This is a genomic window from Pantoea sp. YR525, from assembly GCF_900116775.1.
GTDB lineage: Bacteria > Pseudomonadota > Gammaproteobacteria > Enterobacterales > Enterobacteriaceae > Pantoea > Pantoea symbiotica.
In genome coordinates this window covers 417,860-438,193 of the sequence record NZ_FPBU01000001.1, presented here as the reverse complement: position 1 = coordinate 438,193, position 20,334 = coordinate 417,860, and the positions used below count along the sequence as shown (strand labels likewise).

19 protein-coding genes are annotated in these 20,334 nt (G+C 54.7%); 17 read left to right on the top strand and 2 right to left on the bottom strand.

Annotated elements, in window-relative coordinates; all coding sequences use genetic code 11:
* The first annotated feature begins 6 nt into the window (after window positions 1-6).
* The 4 genes from BM323_RS01990 to flgL all read left to right on the top strand — a co-directional run bounded on the left by BM323_RS01990 (window position 7) and on the right by flgL (window position 4,804).
* Window positions 7-1,113, top strand: a complete 1,107-nt coding sequence (locus BM323_RS01990) for a flagellar basal body P-ring protein FlgI (RefSeq protein WP_008103081.1) — start codon at window positions 7-9, stop codon at window positions 1,111-1,113.
* On the top strand, window positions 1,113-2,054 hold the full coding sequence (gene flgJ / locus BM323_RS01985) for a flagellar assembly peptidoglycan hydrolase FlgJ (protein WP_008103079.1): 942 nt from the start codon (window positions 1,113-1,115) through the stop codon (window positions 2,052-2,054). Before BM323_RS01990 ends, flgJ begins: the two co-directional genes overlap by 1 nt.
* A gap of 119 nt (window positions 2,055-2,173) precedes the next feature.
* On the top strand, window positions 2,174-3,817 hold the full coding sequence (gene flgK, locus BM323_RS01980; RefSeq protein WP_008103077.1) for a flagellar hook-associated protein FlgK: 1,644 nt from the start codon (window positions 2,174-2,176) through the stop codon (window positions 3,815-3,817).
* Window positions 3,818-3,835: 18 nt separating this feature from the next.
* Window positions 3,836-4,804 (top strand): flagellar hook-associated protein FlgL, encoded by a 969-nt coding sequence (gene flgL, locus BM323_RS01975; RefSeq protein WP_008103076.1) that lies wholly within the window; start codon window positions 3,836-3,838, stop codon window positions 4,802-4,804.
* 328 nt (window positions 4,805-5,132) lie between these two features.
* Here the strand turns inward: flgL and rne are convergent, their stop codons facing one another.
* Window positions 5,133-8,399, bottom strand: coding sequence for a ribonuclease E (gene rne / locus BM323_RS01970; RefSeq protein WP_008103074.1), 3,267 nt, complete (start codon window positions 8,397-8,399; stop codon window positions 5,133-5,135).
* A 571-nt stretch (window positions 8,400-8,970) separates the two neighbouring features.
* On the opposite strand from rne, the gene rluC reads away from it, so the two are divergent.
* Window positions 8,971-9,927 carry a 23S rRNA pseudouridine(955/2504/2580) synthase RluC gene (gene rluC / locus BM323_RS01965; protein ID WP_008103072.1) on the top strand — a complete coding sequence of 319 codons (957 nt, stop codon included), beginning with the start codon at window positions 8,971-8,973 and terminating at the stop codon, window positions 9,925-9,927.
* Between the two features lie 11 nt (window positions 9,928-9,938).
* Here the strand turns inward: rluC and BM323_RS01960 are convergent, their stop codons facing one another.
* Window positions 9,939-10,520, bottom strand: a complete 582-nt coding sequence (locus tag BM323_RS01960; RefSeq protein WP_175501679.1) for a Maf family protein — start codon at window positions 10,518-10,520, stop codon at window positions 9,939-9,941.
* 143 nt (window positions 10,521-10,663) lie between these two features.
* On the opposite strand from BM323_RS01960, the gene yceD reads away from it, so the two are divergent.
* From yceD to holB, 12 genes are all read left to right on the top strand, one after another.
* On the top strand, window positions 10,664-11,185 hold the full coding sequence (gene yceD, locus BM323_RS01955; protein WP_007885785.1) for a 23S rRNA accumulation protein YceD: 522 nt from the start codon (window positions 10,664-10,666) through the stop codon (window positions 11,183-11,185).
* A 14-nt stretch (window positions 11,186-11,199) separates the two neighbouring features.
* Window positions 11,200-11,370: a 50S ribosomal protein L32 gene (gene rpmF / locus BM323_RS01950; protein WP_007885783.1), complete on the top strand. Its 171-nt coding sequence runs from the start codon at window positions 11,200-11,202 to the stop codon at window positions 11,368-11,370.
* 26 nt (window positions 11,371-11,396) lie between these two features.
* A complete protein-coding gene (plsX, locus tag BM323_RS01945; RefSeq protein WP_008103068.1) occupies window positions 11,397-12,437 on the top strand; it encodes a phosphate acyltransferase PlsX in 1,041 nt (346 codons plus the stop codon).
* Window positions 12,438-13,391, top strand: a complete 954-nt coding sequence (locus BM323_RS01940; protein ID WP_008103066.1) for a beta-ketoacyl-ACP synthase III — start codon at window positions 12,438-12,440, stop codon at window positions 13,389-13,391.
* A 16-nt stretch (window positions 13,392-13,407) separates the two neighbouring features.
* Window positions 13,408-14,340 (top strand): ACP S-malonyltransferase, encoded by a 933-nt coding sequence (gene fabD / locus BM323_RS01935; RefSeq protein ID WP_008103064.1) that lies wholly within the window; start codon window positions 13,408-13,410, stop codon window positions 14,338-14,340.
* Window positions 14,341-14,350: 10 nt separating this feature from the next.
* Window positions 14,351-15,085 carry a 3-oxoacyl-ACP reductase FabG gene (gene fabG / locus BM323_RS01930; RefSeq protein WP_007885776.1) on the top strand — a complete coding sequence of 245 codons (735 nt, stop codon included), beginning with the start codon at window positions 14,351-14,353 and terminating at the stop codon, window positions 15,083-15,085.
* A gap of 153 nt (window positions 15,086-15,238) precedes the next feature.
* The gene (gene acpP, locus BM323_RS01925) at window positions 15,239-15,478 is read left to right on the top strand and encodes an acyl carrier protein (RefSeq protein ID WP_008103063.1); all 240 of its coding nucleotides are present in this window, start codon (window positions 15,239-15,241) and stop codon (window positions 15,476-15,478) included.
* A gap of 86 nt (window positions 15,479-15,564) precedes the next feature.
* Window positions 15,565-16,806, top strand: coding sequence for a beta-ketoacyl-ACP synthase II (gene fabF, locus BM323_RS01920; protein ID WP_008103061.1), 1,242 nt, complete (start codon window positions 15,565-15,567; stop codon window positions 16,804-16,806).
* Window positions 16,807-16,882: 76 nt separating this feature from the next.
* Window positions 16,883-17,695 carry an aminodeoxychorismate lyase gene (pabC, locus tag BM323_RS01915; RefSeq protein ID WP_036648037.1) on the top strand — a complete coding sequence of 271 codons (813 nt, stop codon included), beginning with the start codon at window positions 16,883-16,885 and terminating at the stop codon, window positions 17,693-17,695.
* Entirely contained in the window at window positions 17,692-18,711 is a 1,020-nt protein-coding gene (gene mltG / locus BM323_RS01910) for an endolytic transglycosylase MltG (RefSeq protein ID WP_008103057.1), read from the top strand. The genes pabC and mltG overlap by 4 nt, the downstream gene beginning before the upstream one ends.
* Window positions 18,701-19,336: a dTMP kinase gene (gene tmk / locus BM323_RS01905; RefSeq protein WP_008103055.1), complete on the top strand. Its 636-nt coding sequence runs from the start codon at window positions 18,701-18,703 to the stop codon at window positions 19,334-19,336. The genes mltG and tmk overlap by 11 nt, the downstream gene beginning before the upstream one ends.
* On the top strand, window positions 19,333-20,322 hold the full coding sequence (gene holB, locus BM323_RS01900; protein ID WP_008103053.1) for a DNA polymerase III subunit delta': 990 nt from the start codon (window positions 19,333-19,335) through the stop codon (window positions 20,320-20,322). The genes tmk and holB overlap by 4 nt, the downstream gene beginning before the upstream one ends.
* The last annotated feature ends 12 nt before the right edge of the window (window positions 20,323-20,334 follow it).

Here is a 20,334-nt window from a genome sequence, read left to right as displayed (position 1 = left end):
TTAAGAATGAATATGACGACTCTGCTCCGCCTGAGCCTCTGCTTGCTGCTGGGTTTCAGCGTTCTGGCGCATGCTGATCGCATCCGCGATCTGACCTCCGTACAGGGCGTGCGCGATAACCAGCTGATCGGTTACGGCTTGGTGGTGGGCCTTGATGGTACCGGTGACCAGACCACGCAAACCCCGTTTACTACGCAAACCGTGAGCAACATGCTCTCCCAGCTCGGCATTACCGTGCCGGCTGGCACCAATATGCAGCTGAAAAACGTGGCGGCCGTCATGGTGACCGCCAAGCTGCCGACCTTTGCGCGTCAGGGCCAAACCGTTGATGTGGTGGTCTCCTCGCTGGGTAACGCTAAAAGTTTGCGCGGCGGTACGCTGCTGATGACGCCGATGAAAGGCGTGGATAACCAGGTTTACGCGCTGGCGCAGGGTAACATTCTGGTTGGCGGTGCCGGCGCTTCAGCCGGTGGCAGCAGCGTGCAGGTTAACCAACTGAACGGTGGCCGTATTACCGGCGGCGCAACGGTAGAGCGTGAACTGCAGAGCAACTTTGGTAGCCAGAACACCATCAACCTGCAGCTGAATAATGAAGACTTCAGCATGGCGCAGCGCATCGCCGACGCCATTAACAGCCGTGGCATTGGTTCCGCGCAGCCGCTGGATGCGCGTACCGTGCAGATCCGCGTGTCGCCGAATAACAGTTCTCAGGTGCGTCTGCTGGCTGAAATTCAGAACCTCGACGTTTCGGTGCCGCTGGAAGATGCCAAGGTGATTATCAACTCACGTACCGGTTCGGTGGTGATGAACCGCGAAGTGACGCTGAACACCTGTGCGGTGGCGCAGGGCAATCTGTCGGTTACCGTCAATCAGCAGCAGAACGTCAGTCAGCCTGATACGCCGTTGGCGGGCGGTCAGACCGTGACAACTAACAATACCCAGATCGATCTGCGTCAGAGTGGCGGCGCGCTGCAACGTGTTAACTCCAGTGCCAACCTCAACAACGTGGTGCGTGCGCTGAATGCGCTGGGTGCGTCACCGATTGAGCTGATGTCGATTTTGCAATCGATGGAAAGCGCAGGCTGCTTGCGCGCCAAACTGGAAATTATCTGATGAACGATACGCAATCGCTAGTGAATGCGGCGTATGACAGCCGCTCGCTGAACGACCTGAAACGCGAAGCCGCCGCCGACCCGAAAGGGAAGGCGATGCAGGTGGCCAAGCAGGTGGAAGGGATGTTCGTGCAAATGATGATGAAAAGCATGCGCGCAGCGCTGCCGCAGGATGGCCTGCTGAGCAACGATCAGACGCGGCTTTTCACCTCGATGTACGATCAGCAGATTGCGCAGGACATCGGTAAACGTGGTCTCGGCATGGCCGATATTATCGTTAAACAGATGCAGCCCGCTCAGGAGCCGGACGAAACCGCCGGTACGGTGCCGATGAAGCTGGACAACAGCTTCATCTATAGCAACCTGCCGTCGAATCAGCTGGAGCAGATGGTGCGTAAAGCGGTGCCGCGTTTGCCGGTCTCGCCGAGCAGTTTGCCCAGCGACAGCAACGACTTTATCGCCCAGCTCGCGCAACCGGCGCAGGTCGCCAGTCAGCAGAGCGGCATTCCGCATCATCTGATCCTGGCGCAGGCCGCGCTGGAATCCGGCTGGGGCCAGCGACAGATCCTGACGCGCGACGGCAAGCCGAGTTACAACGTGTTCGGTATTAAGGCGAGCGGTGACTGGAAGGGCGCAACTACCGATATCATGACCACCGAATACGAAGGCGGCGTGGCGAAAAAAGTGCGCGCCAGTTTCCGTGTGTATGGCTCTTATATGGAAGCGCTCAGCGACTACGTCAAACTGCTGTCCAATAATCCTCGTTATGCCGCCGTTGCCAACGCACCGAGCGCCGAGCAGGGCGCGCGTGCCTTGCAGGCCGCCGGTTACGCTACCGATCCAAAGTATGCGCAAAAACTGGTGGGAATGATCCAGCAATTCAAAAACATGGGCGAAAAAGTGGTGAAGGCGTACAGCAACGACATCAACGATTTGTTCTGATTTTTGCTCTCAAGTTTCACTTAAGCACGCCGATAACAATCACATGCCACGGGCGTTCACCGCCCGCGCAATCGCACTGATGACTGCCAGCCCGGTTAACGGGAAATTAAGGAACCGAGATGTCCAGCATAATTAACTCAGCGATGAGTGGGCTGAGCGCCGCACAGGCTGCATTAAGCACCACCAGTAATAACATCAGCAATTACACGGTAGCGGGCTATTCGCGTCAGACGGCGATTCTGTCGCAGTCGAACAGCACCCTGCAGGGCAACAGCTATTACGGCAACGGTGTAACGCTCTCCGGCGTTCAGCGTGAGTATGACGAGTTCATCACCGCCCAGCTCCGTGGCTCCAGCGCCAACTACAGCGCCGTGAATACGCAGTACAACCAAATTTCGAACATTGATGATCTGCTGTCGACGTCGACCACCAGCTTGTCGACCTCAATCCAAAGCTTCTTCACCAACGTGCAGAACGTGGTGAGTAACGCCAACGATCCGTCGGCGCGTCAATCAATGCTGAGTTACGCACAAGGCCTGGTGAACCAATTCCAGACCACGGCGCAATATCTCAATAATATGCAGAACAGCGTTAATACAGATATCGCCTCGAACGTCGACCAAATCAACACCTTCACCAGTCAGATTGCCGACCTGAACAGTCAGATCGCCAAGCTGACCACCGGCGGTGGCGCGGCGCCGAACAATTTGCTGGATCAGCGCGATCAGTTAGTGAACAGCCTGAATAATGTGGTTGGCGTTAACGTATCTCAACAGGACGGTAGCTATATCGTCTCAATGGGCAGCGTGACGTTGGTGAATGGTAAAAACTCCACCAGTTTGGTGGCGATGCCGTCCAGCAGCGATTCAACACGTACCACTGTCGGCTATGTCGATAAGCAGGCGGGTAATGTTGAGATCCCTGAGAAGACATTGACCACCGGTTCACTCGGCGGCTTGCTGGCGTTTCGTACGCAGGATTTGGATACCGCGCAGAATCAGCTCGGCCAGTTAGCTGCGGCGTTCACCACTAGCTTCAATACCGTGCACAGCGAAGGGTATGACAGCAACGGTGACCAGGGTGGCAACTTCTTTAATATAGGTTCGCCAACCGTGGTGGGTAACAGCAAAAATACCTCAGCGGCTACCGTTACGGCTGCATGGTCAGATACCAGCGCGATGAAAGCGTCTAACTACACCGTGAGTTATGACGGCAGTAATTGGTCGGTGACCCGCATGTCTGACAACGTGAAGTTTAGCGTTACGCCAGATGCGACTGACGGCACCCTTAACTTTGATGGCCTGAAACTGACGGTGAGTACATCACCCGCACCTAACGCTAAAGACAGTTTCCTGGTCAAACCGGTACAGAACGTCATTGCCGGTATGTCGGTTGCGATCACCGATGAGTCGCAAATTGCTGCGGCATCCAGCGCAACCAGCGGTGAAAGTGACAACCGTAATGCGCAGAAATTGTTGGATCTGCAGGATAGCAAGTTGGTGAATGGTAATGCGACCATCGCTCAGGCTTACGCCAGTATTGTCAGCAGCGTCGGTAACAAAACCAGCACGCTGGAAACGGCCAGCACCACACAAGAAAACGTGGTTACTCAGCTAAGCGATCGCCAGCAGTCAGTTTCAGGGGTCAACCTCGATGAAGAGTACTCTAATCTGACGAAGTATCAGCAGTTCTATATGGCGAACGCGCAAGTACTGCAAACGGCGAGTACCATTTTTAATGCGCTGATGGGCATCCGCGGCTAAGCATAGAGGATAAAAACCATGCGTCTTAGTACCAATATGATTTTCAACCAGCAGGTCCGCGGGATTACTGACTCGCAAGCTTCCTGGTTAAAAGTAGGTGAACAGCTCTCTACCGGGCTGCGCGTCAGCAATCCCTCAGATGATCCAATCGCCGCCTCTCGCGCCGTAGTGCTTTCGCAATCGCAGGCGAAAAGTAGCCAATATGCCACGGCACGCAGCTTTGCCGATCAAAGCTTGTCGATGGAAGAGAACTCACTCTCCAGCGTGACCAGCAGCATTCAGGATGCGCAAACCATGATTGTGTATGGTTCAACCGGTACGCTGAGTGACGATGACCGCGCATCGATTGCCACCAAATTACAAGGTATTCGTGACCAACTGCTGAACCAGGCTAACAGCCGTGACGGCAATGGTCGCTATATTTTTGCGGGCTATCAAACTGATGTTGCACCGTTCAGTGACGCTGGAGCCCCAACGGGCGTTACGTATGTTGGCGGGACCGATGCGATTACGCAGAAGGTCGATGATGGTCGCACGATGGCGGTGAGTAGCGCAGGATCGTCAGTATTTATGTCACTGACCAGCAACGCGAAAGCAGAGCCGGACGGCAGCCCGAGTGAAACCAATCTGTTTAACATGCTTGATAGCGCAATTGCAGCACTCAATACGCCGCAGGATGATGCTGATGACGCAACCAAGCAGGTTTTCCAGGATGCAATGGATAAATCCAACCGTGGCTTGAGCAACTCATTGAACAACGTGTTGGCGGTGCGTTCAGCAGTAGGTTCACAGTTGGCTGAACTGGATACGCTGGATGCGCAGGGCGATGACCGTGACACCATTATGGCTTCACAAATGACAGATCTGGTGCAGGTTGATTATACGCAAGCCATTTCCAGCTACACCATGCAACAAACGGCTTTGCAGGCGTCGTATAAGACTTTTACCGATATGTCGAAACTCTCGCTGTTCCAGCTTAATTCGTAATTGACCTGAACCTTTGAGCGTACTTTAACCGGGTGCGCTTAGTTTCTCCCACCGCCTTTCGGGGCTGTGGGATTTTTTTTGCCTGTTATTCAGGTCGCATAAATGGCGTAATACTTGTCCGTTAAGCGTGAATCGGTCGCCATTAATGGCGACCCTACATTTGTTTGGCAAGGTTTGCGTTATAGATAGGAAATTTATTGCTTAATTAAGCGGCATTACACCACAAATGGCGCAATGCCGCGCATCGTAGGGGCGCCATATATGGCGACTGCAGGCAATAAAAAACCCCGGACTGGCCGGGGTTTGCTGTTTACTGACTTGCTAGAGCTTACGCGCTTTCCGGACGGGTTGCCGGGGCGGTTGCCTGATGCGTTGCGCTGTGACCGCCGGCAGAGCCGCGGCCCTCGAAGCCAAACGCTGGACGGACCCAGTCGCTGTTACGAACCGGTTCAGGTTCCCAGGCCGGAGCCGGTGCTTTGGTCATCGGTGCGGTAGCGTGGTGCTTGAAGCGCGTCTCTACCGTGGTCACTGCGGTATCACGAGCCGCAACCGGCGCATGAGGTTCAGTGACCGGCGTGACTTCCGCTTCAGCCGCGACTGGCGCAGCCAGCACTTCTTCAACCTGAGCTTCCACTGCTGGAGAAACATCAGCTGGCGCCTGCTCTACAACCGCAGCGACTTCGCTGACTTCACCTTCAGGCTTCGCTTCTTCAACGACAACAGCCGGTTCCGCTTCAGCCGCAGTTTCCTGTGCAACTTGTTCATCAGCAGCAGAGATCACGGCTGGCTCTTCGTTGACAGGCGCGGCAATCGGCGTGACGTCATCAGTGTTTACCACTGGAACATCGGTATGTGCCTGTGGTTCAGCATGATGCACAGCTTCTTCAGCGGCAACCTGCTCAACGGCCGGTTCAACTGCAGCGGGTTGAGCCTCGGCATCTGCGGCTTGCTGGTAGCCGTAATCCGACACTTCATGCATCGCATCTTGCGTGCTGTACTCTTCCTGCGCTTGCGCAACCGGGTAAGAGATCCACACTTTGCCTGACGCCATTTCTGGTGAGGCAGCAGCCGATTCCAGCGGCATTGCAGACTGCGTTGGGTAACGCTCGTCACGATAACGGCGACGACGCTGGCCACTCACGCGCAGGTGACGCGGTGAACGACGTGAACGGCGCGGCATATTGGCGCTATCACGGTTATCGCTATCATCTTGCTCGTCATTGCTGGCTTCAGGATGTTCGTGGTACTGAGCGCGCGGCGCAGTTTCAACGGCGGCTTCATGAACCACTGGCGCTTCGGCAGCAATTTCAGTGGTATCGCCCACACGCACGCGCTGTGACAGCTGACGCTGCTTACGACGCGGCATTACCTGAACGCGTTCTTCTTCCTGCTCGACGTTTTCGTCAACGACAGGAGCCTGAACAACCGGTTCAGCGGCTTTCTGATCCTGCTGCTGAGTGCGCTTCTCTTCCTGACGACGACGCTGGCGATCGGCACGCTGTTCGCGGCGCTGTTGCTGCTGCTCATCACGTTGCTCAAGCGCTTCATCGCTCAGGACCGGACGCGCTTCACGCGGCTCGTTCTGACGCTTGTTGCGACGATTGTCCTGATTGTCACGCGGTTCGCGGGCTTCACGTGGCTCACGTGCTTCACGCGGCTCGCGCGGTTCACGACCTTCGCGCACCTGACCATTCTCGCCATTACGCGGAGTACGTTCGCGACGGTTGTTGCGGCGGTTGTTATTGTTGCGACGTTCGCCACGCTGCTGGGTATTTTCAGATTCAGCGGCAACAACGGCTGGGGTTTCTTGCTGAGTTTCAGCAGGAGCCGCAGCTGGCGCGTCACCGGCAAACAGTTTCTTCAATCCGCTCAGCAGGCGTGCCACGAAGCCGGTGTTAGTCACCGCGGGTGCTGCAACAGCAGGCTTGGTTTTCACTTCTGCTGCAGGCTGAGACTCTTTCACCACTTCAACCGGCGCAGGCGGCGCATCTGGCATCGCGAAGGCGGCCAGTGCTGGCTGCTCCGGACGACGACGCTCAGCGTGCTCTTCTTCAGAAGGCAGCGCCATTTCCGCTTCGTGCAGTTTCGGTAAGTGATAGCTCAGCGTTTGCGTCTCTTCGCCGGTGCGAACACGCAGTACCGAGTAGTGTGGGGTTTCCATCTGATCGTTTGGCACGATGATGGCACGCACGCCGCCCTGGCGTTTTTCGATGGCGCTAACGGCATCACGCTTTTCGTTCAGCAGGTAAGAGGCGACCTGAACCGGAACAATGGCATGCACTTCTTTGGTGTTGTCTTTCAGCGCTTCTTCTTCAATCAGACGCAGAATAGACAGCGACAGAGATTCGTTATCACGGATGGTGCCGGTACCGCTGCAGCGAGGGCAGACGTGATGGCTGGATTCACCCAGTGACGGGCTCAAACGCTGACGCGACATCTCCAGCAAACCGAAGCGTGAAATGTGGCTGATCTGAATACGCGCACGATCCTGACGCACCGCTTCACGCAGACGGTTTTCCACTGCGCGCTGGTGGCGCACTGGCGTCATGTCGATGAAGTCGATCACAATCAGGCCGCCGAGATCACGCAGACGTAGCTGGCGAGCGATCTCATCGGCCGCTTCCAGGTTGGTGTTATAGGCGGTTTCTTCGATATCACCGCCGCGAGTTGCACGTGCGGAGTTGATATCAATCGCCGTCAGGGCTTCGGTGCTATCGATAACAATCGAGCCGCCTGATGGCAGACGCACTTCACGCTGGAAAGCTGATTCAATCTGCGATTCGATTTGGTAGTGGCTGAACAGCGGGATTTCACCGGTGTACAGTTTGATTTTGCTGCTGAAGTCTGGACGACCCAGTGCAGCAATGTGCTGACGAGCCAGTTCCAGGACTTTTGGATTATCGATAAGGATTTCACCGATATCCTGACGCAGATAGTCGCGGAAGGCGCGCACGATAACGTTGCTTTCCTGATGGATCAGGAAAGGCGCCGGGCGGCTGTCTGCAGCTTTCTTAATGGCTTCCCAGTGCTTCATACGGAAGCTGAGATCCCACTGCAGTGATTCGGCAGATTTGCCTACGCCCGCCGTACGGACGATTAATCCCATGCCGTCTGGAAGTTCCAGTGCGGAAAGTGCTTCTTTTAATTCGGTACGATCGTCGCCCTCAATGCGGCGTGAAATACCACCGGCACGTGGGTTGTTCGGCATCAATACCAGATAGCTACCGGCCAGAGAAATAAAGGTGGTGAGTGCTGCACCTTTATTACCGCGTTCCTCTTTATCAATTTGAACGATAACTTCCTGACCTTCACGCAGCACATCTTTGATATTCGGACGACCATGTGCGTTGTAATTGGCGGGGAAATATTCGCGGGAAATTTCTTTCAGAGGGAGGAAACCGTGACGTTCTGCACCGTAATCGACAAATGCAGCTTCAAGGCTAGGTTCAACGCGGGTGATTTTACCTTTGTATATGTTGGCTTTTTTCTGTTCGTGTCCAGGACTTTCAATATCCAGATCGTACAGACGTTGTCCATCAACCAGGGCAACGCGCAACTCCTCCTGCTGAGTTGCGTTAATTAACATTCTTTTCATCGTGACTTACTCGTTATTCTCACATGAGTGATCTAGCTGCGGGCATCGTACCCTGGACGAGAATCAACCGATGGCCCCGTGTCTTAATGCACTGACGTCAACCTCACGGTTGTCGGCGGCTAAAGGGGCGCAAATCTTGTCGGTGGCCTGTTTTTCATAAGGAAATCCAGCGCCTGAAGGTGGAAATGTTACAGAGTATTCAAAAATCCACACATCCTAGTCTGTCGTCCAGGCCGCAACCCGCAGCCCGCTAAGTGCCTGATTTAACATTACGTCTTACGCCATTGCTGCGTGTCCGTTCAATCCGGCAAAATGACTTATTTCGCTCTTTTTTCTGCCTGAATCTTTCCAGGGCAGAAACCCCTGCATTATTCCATTGCTAACCAACATTAAGCAAGGCGACTTTTGCCAAGCTGAGAAGTTTATTCGTCCATAACCTGTTCATTTGCAGGGCTAATCATCGCATCGCTGAAAATGTCGCCATTTTCACCGTTTCATCACGCGACAAAGAGAGAGTTAAGCACAGAAAAAGGGGTGGCGCTATCCAGGGACACTAATTAGAATCGCCGCCATGAAAACAGAGAATCCCGGCGTACAGTATGTCGCCATCACGGCTGAAAATGCCGGACAACGAATTGATAACTTTTTGCGCACCCAGCTTAAGGGCGTGCCGAAAAGCATGATTTATCGCATTTTGCGTAAAGGCGAAGTGCGGGTGAATAAAAAGCGCGTCAAACCGGAATATAAGCTGGAGGATGGCGACGAGCTGCGTATCCCTCCGGTACGGGTTGCCGAGCGCGAAGAGAATACGGTTTCACCGAAGCTGGATAAAGTCGCGGCGCTCACCAATGCCATTCTCTATGAGGATGATTACCTGATGGTGCTGAATAAACCGTCGGGCACCGCAGTACACGGTGGCAGCGGATTAAGTTTTGGTGTGATTGAAGGGCTGCGTGCGTTGCGTCCGGAAGCGCGTTTCCTTGAGTTAGTCCATCGCCTCGATCGTGATACCTCTGGCATCCTGCTGGTGGCGAAGAAGCGTTCTGCTTTGCGCTCGCTGCATGAGCAGCTGCGCGAGAAGGGCATGCAGAAGGATTACCTGGCTCTGGTGCGCGGTGACTGGCCATCGCATCTGAAAGTGGTGCAGGCACCGCTGCTGAAAAACATTTTGCAGAGCGGCGAACGTGTAGTTCGCGTTAGTGCGGAAGGCAAGCCTTCTGAGACGCGTTTTAAAGTCGAAGAGCGGTTTGGTTTCGCGACCTTGGTGAAAGCCAGCCCGGTGACCGGTCGTACCCATCAGATTCGTGTGCATACGCTTCATGGCGGCCACCCGATCGCCTTCGACGATCGTTACGGCGACCGCGAGTTTGATGCACAGCTCAGTTCAACCGGTTTGTCGCGCCTGTTCTTACATGCCGCCGCGTTGACCTTCACCCATCCCAACACCGGAGAAGTGTTACGGATGGAAGCGCCACTGGATGGCGCACTGAAGAATTGCCTCGCCAAACTGCGTCAGAAAAAAGCCTGATTATCCGGGCATCAACACAATGCGTTGATGCCCACCTTTCTTAGCATTTCATCTAGCGCAATCAGCGGTAAACCAATCAAGGTATTGGGATCGCGACCTTCCAGCCTGTCAAATAAACAAATCCCCAATCCTTCGCTTTTGAAACTGCCAGCGCACTGCAACGGCTGCTCCTTTTCAACGTAGCCACGAATTTCTTCAGCACTCAACTCGCGGAAATGCACGTTAAAGGGTTCGCAAATGACCGACTGTTTGCCGCTCTGCGGTTGCAGAAGCGCCAGGCCGGTATAAAAGGTGATGGCGTTGCCGCTGGCCGCCGCAAGTTGCTGGCAGGCCTTTTCCACAGTGTGCGGTTTACCGGTTATCTCGCCATTCAGCACACAAACCTGATCGGACCCGATTATCCAGCTGTCCGGGTAACGTGCGGCCAGCGCCTGCGCTTTGGCTAATGCCAGACGCTGCACCAGCTCGGGGGCCGATTCATGCGGTAGCGGGGATTCGTCGCAATCTGGGGCGGCGGTAATAAAAGGCAGGCCCAGTTTGCTTAGCAGCGCCTGACGAAAAGGGGAAGTAGAAGCTAAAACTAAAGGTGTCATCATTTTTTTTCAGAATAGATAGCGTAAAGATGACAGTCATTTTAAACTATGCGCCGCACTGGATGCGACTAACGGGTGAAAGATGCCGTAAACCGGCCTTTTTCTTTGACTCTATGACGTTACAAAGTTAATATGCGCGCCCTATGCAAAAGGTAAAATTACCCCTGACGCTCGATCCGGTCCGCGCCGCGCAAAAACGCCTTGATTATCATGGTGTTTATGCACCTGAATTGGTGGCGCGCTTGGCCGAAACGGTCGTGAGTGTGGACAGTGAAGTTGAATGCGATATGTCGTTTGCGGTTGATAACCAGCGCCTCGCCGTTCTGCAAGGAACAGCTGAAGTGCAGGTGACTCTGTCATGTCAACGCTGCAACCAGTCGTTTCCACGTCATGTTCACGTAAGCTATTGCTTCAGTCCTGTCTCTTCTGATGAGCAGGCCGAGGCACTACCGGAAGCCTACGAGCCAGTTGATGTCAATGATTTTGGTGAGATCGACTTGCTGGCAGTGATCGAAGATGAGCTCATCCTCGCGCTGCCCGTGGTTCCGGTGCATGATTCTGAACACTGTGAAGTGTCCGACGCGGACATGGTGTTTGGTCAACTGCCTCCAGAGGCAGAAAAACCAAATCCCTTTGCCGTATTAGCCAGTTTAAAGCGTAAGTAATAGGAGTAAGGTCCATGGCCGTACAACAGAATAAACCAACCCGTTCTAAGCGTGGTATGCGTCGTTCACACGATGCTCTGACCACTGCTGCTCTGTCAGTAGATAAAGTTTCTGGCGAAACTCATCTGCGTCACCATATCACTGCGGATGGTTACTACCGCGGTCGCAAGGTTATCACCAAGTAATCCTCGCGATTACACAAGGCGATACCTTGACACGTTTGACCCTGGCAGTTGATGCCATGGGCGGGGACTTCGGTCCTTGCGTGACAGTGCCTGCAGCCTTGCAGGCACTGGCCTCTCATTCGGAGCTGGTTCTTCTTCTGGTCGGCGATCCCGACATCATCTCGTCATTTCTTGCCAAAGCGGATTCCTCGTTACAGAGGCGTGTGCAGGTTATTCCTGCCGAATCGGTTATTGCAAGTGATGCCAAACCTTCTCAGGCGATTCGTAACAGCCGCGGCAGTTCAATGCGTGTGGCGTTAGAGTTGGTGAAAGAGGGGAAAGCACAAGCCTGTGTCAGTGCGGGAAATACCGGTGCGCTGATGGGGCTGGCGAAAATGTTATTAAAGCCGCTGGATGGTATTGAGCGTCCGGCGTTGATGACGGTGTTGCCGCATCAGCAGCATGGCAAAACGGTGGTGCTTGATCTTGGCGCTAACGTGGAGTCTGACAGCGCCATGCTGGTGCAGTTTGCGATCATGGGCGCTGTAATGGCCGAAGAAGTGCTGGAGATCGCCCAGCCGCGTGTGGCGCTGCTGAATATTGGTCAGGAAGAGACCAAAGGATTAGAAACAATCCGCGCCGCATCTGCGGTGCTGCGAGCGTCACCGCAAATCAACTATATTGGATACCTTGAGGGGAACGATCTCCTCACCGGCAAGACGGATGTGCTGGTTTGTGATGGCTTCGTTGGTAACGTCACGTTGAAGACCATGGAAGGCGTGGTAAGAATGTTCCTCTCTCTGATCAAATCGTCAGAGGAAGGAAAAAAACGGGCCTGGTGGCTAACATTGTTGGGGCGCTGGATTCAAAAGCGTCTGGCAAAGCGTTTCGGCCATCTCAACCCCGACCAGTACAATGGCGCTTGTCTGTTAGGGTTGCGCGGGACAGTGATCAAAAGCCACGGTGCGGCGAATCAACGTGCATTTGCCGTGGCGATAGAGCAGGCAGAGCAGACGGTGCGAAAGCAAGTCCCAGAGAGGATTGCTGCGCGCCTTGACACTGTATTAGCCAGGAGTGACAAAGCGTAGATGTTTACCAAAATTATCGGTACGGGCAGCTATTTGCCTGAGCAGATTCGCTCCAATGCGGATCTGGAAAAAATGGTCGAGACGACGGACGAGTGGATTGTCACCCGTACCGGCATCCGTGAGCGCCGTATTGCCGCTCCGGAAGAAACCGTTGCTACTATGGGCTTCACCGCAGCACAGCGCGCGCTGGAAATGGCGGGTGTGAATGCGAGCGACGTTGGCCTGATCATTGTGGCAACCACCTCTTCCAGCCATGCCTTCCCTAGTTCAGCGTGCATGATCCAGCAAATGCTGGAGATCAATGATTGCGCTGCCTTCGATTTGGCCGCTGCCTGTGCGGGCTTCACCTATGCACTGAGCGTTGCCGATCAATACATCAAAAATGGTGTGGTAAAACATGCGCTGGTGATCGGTGCAGACGTGCTGGCACGTACGCTCGATCCTAATGATCGTGGCACTATCATTCTGTTTGGTGATGGCGCGGGCGCGGTGGTACTGAGCCAGAGCGAAGAGCCAGGCATCCTTTCTACCCATCTGCACGCCGACGGCCGTTACAGCAAACTGCTGACGCTGCCGTATCAGGATCGTGCCCATCAGGACGAGCCTGCTTATCTGACGATGGCGGGCAATGAAGTCTTCAAAGTGGCCGTGACTGAACTGGCACACATTGTTGATGAAACTCTGCAAGCCAACAATCTTGATCGTGAAATGCTCGACTGGCTGGTGCCGCATCAGGCGAACCTGCGCATTATTAGCGCAACCGCCAAAAAGCTCGGCATGGGCATGGATAAAGTTGTCGTCACGCTGGATCGTCACGGTAATACCTCGGCCGCGTCAGTGCCAAGTGCTCTGGACGAAGCGGTGCGCGATGGCCGTATCAAGCCGGGACAACTGATTCTGCTGGAAGCCTTCGGTGGTGGTTTCACCTGGGGTTCTGCGCTGGTTCGCTTTTGATTGACAGGAACGAAAGATGACGCAATTTGCTTATGTTTTCCCAGGACAGGGATCGCAGACCGTCGGCATGTTAGCCGAGCTGGCTGCTGAAAACCCGCAGGTTGAAGCCACTTTCCGTGAAGCTTCTGATGCGCTGGGTTATGACTTATGGCAGCTGGTCCAGCAGGGACCGGCTGAAGAATTGAATAAAACCTGGCAGACGCAGCCTGCGCTGCTGGCGGCTTCTGTTGCTATCTATCGCGTATTGCAGAGCAAAAATGCGGTGCAGCCAACCATGATGGCCGGCCACAGCCTCGGTGAATACTCGGCGCTGGTATGTGCCGGTGTGCTGAATTTCGCTGACGCCATTAAACTGGTTGAGCTGCGCGGCAAACTGATGCAGGAAGCGGTACCGGAAGGTACTGGCGCGATGCAGGCGATTATCGGTCTGGATGACGCATCCATCCGTAAAGCCTGCGAAGAGAGCGCTCAAGGCCAGGTGGTTTCACCCGTTAACTTCAACTCGCCGGGCCAGGTGGTTATCGCTGGCAACAAAGAAGCGGTTGAGCGTGCGGGTGCAGCCTGTAAGGCTGCTGGTGCCAAACGTGCACTGCCGCTGCCAGTTAGCGTGCCATCGCACTGTGCTTTGATGAAACCTGCGGCCGATAAATTGGCGGTGGCGCTCGAAGCGATCACCTTCAATGCACCTTCGGTACCAGTGGTGAACAACGTCGACGTGAAGTGTGAAACTGAAGCTGCTGCGATCCGTAGTGCGCTGGTCCGTCAGCTGTATAGCCCGGTGCGCTGGACTGAATCGGTCGAGTTTATTGCTGCGCAGGGCGTTGAGCAATTGCTGGAAGTCGGTCCAGGTAAAGTCCTGACCGGTCTGACCAAACGTATTGTGGATAGCCTGAGTGCTGCTGCGGTGAACGATTCTGCTTCACTGAGTGCTGCACTTTCACAGGAATAAGAGGAAAAACATGAGCTTTGAAGGTAAAGTAGCGCTGGTTACCGGTGCAAGCCGTGGAATTGGTCGCGCCATTGCGGAAACGCTGGCTGCGCGCGGTGCCAAAGTGGTGGGAACCGCCACCAGTGCAAGCGGTGCGGAAGCAATCAGTGCTTACCTCGGCGACAAGGGCAAAGGCCTGCTGCTGAACGTCACTGATGCCGCCTCAATTGAGAGCGTCCTCGAGCAAGTTCGCGCCGAATTTGGCGAAGTGGACATTTTAGTCAATAATGCAGGCATTACGCGTGACAATCTGTTGATGCGCATGAAAGACGATGAGTGGGCGGATATCCTTGATACCAACCTGACATCTGTCTTCCGTCTTTCTAAGGCGGTTATGCGTGCCATGATGAAAAAACGCGTGGGCCGTATCATTACCATCGGTTCTGTAGTTGGAACCATGGGTAACGCGGGTCAGGCAAACTATGCGGCAGCAAAAGCAGGTTTGATTGGCTTTAGCAAATCACTGGCGCGAGAAATTGCGTCACGTGGCATTACTGTAAACGTCGTGGCTCCGGGCTTTATTGAGACGGACATGACGCGTGCACTGAACGAAGATCAACGTTCGGGTATTTTGGCAGAAGTTCCAGCAGGTCGCTTAGGTGACCCGCAGGAAATTGCCAATGCTGTTGCATTCTTAGCCTCTGACGAAGCAGCCTACATCACGGGTGAGACGCTTCATGTCAATGGCGGCATGTACATGGTCTGATAATCACGAAAACATTTGCTTTATCTGCGGCAAACACCGCAGAATAACGCAAAATCGTGGTTCGACCAGCCGGGATTTTGTTGCATCTTTTTCAACATTTTATACACTACGAAAACCATCGCGAAAGCGAGTTTTGATAGGAAATTAAATAGTATGAGCGATATCGAACAACGCGTTAAGAAAATCGTAGCTGAGCAGCTGGGTGTTAAAGAAGACGAAGTGATTAACACTGCTTCTTTCGTTGAAGACCTTGGTGCAGATTCTCTTGACACCGTTGAGCTGGTAATGGCTCTGGAAGAAGAGTTTGATACTGAAATTCCAGACGAAGAAGCTGAGAAAATCACTACCGTTCAGGCAGCGATCGATTACATCAATAGTCATAAACACGACTAATGAATATCTTCAGGCGGTCACCTCGACCGCCTGAGTTTTATGTATGCCCCACATAGCGTTATTTTTTCCCTCCCTGGAGGACGTGCGTGTCTAAGCGTCGTGTAGTTGTGACTGGTCTTGGCATGTTGTCTCCTGTCGGCAATACCGTAGAGTCTACCTGGAGTGCTCTCCTTGCCGGTCAGAGCGGCATTAGCCTGATCGACCATTTTGATACTAGTGCCTATGCAACGCGTTTTGCGGGCTTAGTAAGAGATTTTAATTGCGATGATTTCATCTCGCGCAAAGATCAGCGCAAGATGGATGACTTCATCCAATACGGCATCGTTGCAGGCATTCAGGCTATGGCAGACTCCGGTCTGGTCGTAACCGATGAGAATGCTGGTCGCATTGGTGCGGCAATCGGTTCTGGTATTGGCGGACTGGGTTTAATCGAAGATAACCACAGCTCGCTGGTCAACGGTGGACCGCGCAAAATCAGCCCATTCTTCGTGCCTTCTACCATCGTCAACATGGTTGCAGGTCACCTCACCATCATGTACGGCCTGAAAGGTCCAAGCATCTCTATCGCAACTGCCTGTACGTCCGGTGTCCACAACATTGGTCATGCGGCGCGTATCATTGCGTATAACGATGCTGATGTGATGTTGGCAGGTGGTGCGGAGAAAGCCAGTACGCCATTAGGTGTCGGTGGTTTCGGTGCTGCTCGTGCGCTCTCCACGCGTAATGACAATCCTCAGGCGGCAAGCCGTCCGTGGGATAAAGATCGTGACGGTTTCGTGTTGGGTGACGGTGCTGGCATTATCGTACTGGAAGAGTACGAACACGCGAAGAAACGTGGTGCGAAGATTTATGCTGAGATCATTGGTTTCGGCATGAGCAGCGATGCTTACCACATGACGTCACCTCCGGAAGACGGTTCAGGTGCAGCAGCAGCGATGGTTAACGCGCTGCGTGACGCGCAGCTGAACGCTGAGCAGATTGGTTATGTCAACGCGCACGGCACCTCGACGCCAGCCGGTGACAAAGCGGAAGCGCAGGCGGTGAAATCGGTATTTGGTGCGGCGGCCCACAGTGTGATGGTCAGTTCCACCAAGTCGATGACTGGCCACCTGTTGGGTGCTGCGGGCGCGGTAGAAGCGATTTATTCGATTCTTGCGCTGCGCGACCAGGCGATTCCACCAACCATCAACCTCGACAATCCTGACGAAGGTTGCGATCTGGACTTCGTGCCGCATACGGCGCGCCAGGTCAGCGGACTGGAGTACACCTTGTGTAACTCCTTTGGATTTGGCGGCACTAACGGCTCGCTGATCTTCCGCAAGGTTTAATCGCTCCTCAGCCGTACAGAGGCCCGCAATGCGGGCCTTTTTTATATATTCTACCGTGGTAATCAAGGCGGCCAACATGTGGATAAACGGCATACCGCAAACCGAGCTTTCAGCACGCGATCGCGCAGTGCAATTTGGCGATGGCTGTTTTACCACTGCTGCAGTGATCAACGGCCATATTGTTATGCTGGATGCGCATCTGCAGCGGCTGAAAGAGGGCTGCGCACGGTTATTGATGGATGCGCCTGATTTAGCTCAACTCGCCGCAGAAATGCATCACGCCGCTGCGCAACAAACGCAGGCAGTGCTCAAGGTGATTTTGACACCGGGCGCTGGCGGACGCGGTTATAGCCGCGCAGGCTGCCAAACACCGACGCGCATCCTTTCACTTTCGCCGTGGCCACAGCATTACGCCACGCTGCAACAGCAGGGCGCTGTGCTGCATACCAGCCCAATGCGACTGGCACGCAATCCATTGCTGGCCGGCGTAAAGCACCTGAATCGGCTTGAGCAGGTGCTGATTCGCCAGCATCTTGACCAGACGGGCGGCGACGAGGCGCTGGTGCTTGACACTAACGGGACGGTGGTGGAATGCTGTGCGGCCAATTTATTCTGGCGCAAAGGCAACAACGTCTTTACGCCGCAGCTTGAGCAGGCTGGCGTGGATGGCATTATGCGTCGTTATCTGATGGCGCAGATGGCCGCGAATGGCCAGACTTGTCAGCTGATCGATGGCAGCAGGGACGACGTGTTGAACGCTGATGAAGTGGTGATATGTAACGCCCTGATGCCCGTTTTACCCGTGCGACAAATTGACGACGTTTCGTTTAGCGCACGATCGCTGTATCAGCAACTGCGCGCCAGTTGCCCGACGATGGAAGCATCATGACTCGAATGAAGAAAATTCTCGCAGGCGTTGTGGTAGTCGCAGGACTCGCCGCCGCCTTTAGCTATTGGCAGATTGAACGTTTAGCCGATACGCCCTTAACACTGCAGCAGGAAACCATTTACACCTTGCCGGCTGGCAGCGGCCGTGTAGTACTGGAAGCGCAACTCGAAAGCCAGCACATCATTCCGCAAAGCATCTGGTTTGGGCCATTGCTGAAACTGGAACCGGAACTGGCGCGTTTTAAGGCCGGTACCTATCGCCTGGAAACCGGCATGACGGTGCGACAGTTGCTGCAATTGCTGGCAAGCGGTAAAGAAGCGCAATTCCCGGTGCGTTTTATTGAAGGTTCGCGTCTTACCGAGTGGTTAGCCGAGCTACGCAAAGCGCCATACCTGAAACACACGCTGACCGACGATCAATTTGCCACCGTTGCCGCTGCGCTCAAACTCGACGTGGGCCAACTGGAAGGCAGCTTCTATCCTGATACGTATCTCTACACCGCCAATACCAGCGATGTGGCGCTGCTGGAACGTGCCCATGCGCGCATGAACAAGCTGGTCGATGAGATTTGGCAGGGACGCATGGAGAATCTGCCTTACAAGAAAGAGCAGGACATGGTCACCATGGCGTCGATCATTGAGAAAGAGACTGGCGTGAGCGAAGAGCGTGCACGCGTGGCGTCGGTGTTTATCAATCGCCTGCGTACCGGGATGAAACTGCAAACCGATCCCACGGTGATTTACGGTATGGGCGACAGCTACACCGGCACGCTAACCCGTAAAAATCTGGAAACGCCAACCGACTATAACACCTACACCATTAGCGGTTTGCCGCCGGGTCCGATTGCGATGCCGGGCCGTGCTTCACTGGAAGCGGCTGCGCATCCGGAAAAAACCAATTACCTCTATTTTGTCGCGGACGGCAAAGGTGGGCACACCTTTACCACCAATCTGGCCAGCCACAATAAAGCGGTGCAGGTTTACCGGCTGGCAATGAAGGAAAAAAATGAAAAGTAAGTTTATCGTCATTGAAGGCCTGGAAGGTGCAGGCAAAACCACCGCGCGTGATGCGCTGGTTGCCGTGCTGCATGAGCACGGCATTAATGATGTCGTCTTCACGCGCGAGCCGGGCGGTACGCCGCTGGCAGAACAACTGCGAGTGTTGGTCAAGCAGGGCATTGATGGCGAGCAGGTGACCGATAAAGCCGAGCTGCTGATGCTGTACGCGGCACGCGTGCAGCTGGTAGAGAACGTGATCAAACCGGCGCTGGCACGCGGTGCCTGGGTGGTGGGCGATCGTCACGATCTCTCTTCACAAGCCTATCAAGGCGGCGGTCGAGGTCTGGATACGCAGCTGATGACCACGCTGCGCGATGCGGTGCTGGGCGATTTCCGTCCCGATCTCACACTCTATCTCGACGTAACGCCAGAAATTGGCCTGCAACGCGCCCGCGCACGTGGCGAGTTGGATCGTATTGAGCAAGAGTCGTTGCGATTCTTCGAGCGCACGCGTGAACGCTATCTGGCTTTGGCCGCTCAGGATCCCTCAATTCTAACTATTGATGCGACGCAAAATATTGCAGACGTGACATCGTCACTTCAAGGCACCTTGCGTAGCTGGCTTGCAGGCCAATCCGCATGAACTGGTATCCGTGGCTGAATCAGCCTTATCGACAAATTATCGCCCGCCATCAAAGCGGCCAGGCTCATCACGCCTTGCTGGTGCAGGCCATTGAAGGCATGGGTGACGATGCGTTGATCTGGGGCGTAAGCCGTTGGTTGATGTGTTTGCAGCCGGAAGGATTGAAGAGCTGTGGCCACTGCCACGGCTGCCAGTTAATGCAGGCGCATACGCATCCCGATTGGTATCGCCTGGAAGCCGAAAAGGGGAAATCCTCGCTGGGTATTGATGCGGTGCGCGACGTCACTGAAAAGCTGTATCACTTCGCGCAGCAGGGCGGCGCAAAGATCGTTTGGTTGCCCGATGCCGCGCAGCTGACGGAAGCCGCCGCCAACGCATTACTGAAAACGCTGGAAGAGCCGCCGGCGAATTGCTGGTTTTTCCTCAGCGTGCGCGAACCTTCGCGCCTGCTGGCGACGCTGCGCAGTCGCTGCATGACGTGGCATCTGTCGCCGCCAGAAGAGGCACATAGCCTGCAATGGTTGCAGAAGCAGCAACCGCAGCCGGAAGAGAAGCTGCGCGCCGCCTTACGTTTGAGTAATGGCGCACCCGCCGCCGCCTTGACGCTGCTGCAGCCCGAGCGCTGGCAGGCGCGTGAAACGCTGTGCGAAACGCTGATCAAAGCGCTAAACGGCGATGTGCTGCAGCTGTTACCCGCGCTGAACAGTGAAGATGTGGCCGAACGCCTCAGCTGGCTGATTTCGCTGCTGGTGGATGCGATGAAAGTGCAGCAGGGCGCCAGTCAGTGGCTGAGCAACGGCGATCGTCCAGATGTGGTCACGCAGTTGGCGCAAAGAATGAATAGCAGTGCGCTCAACAGCAGCGCGCAGCAATGGATGCAGTGCCGCGAACAGCTGTTACATGTCGCCGCGCTCAACCGTGAATTAATGTTGACCGATCGTTTACTCGCCTGGGGACGTTTACTGGCTCCGGCAACGGTCGGCTAAGCGAAAAGAGAG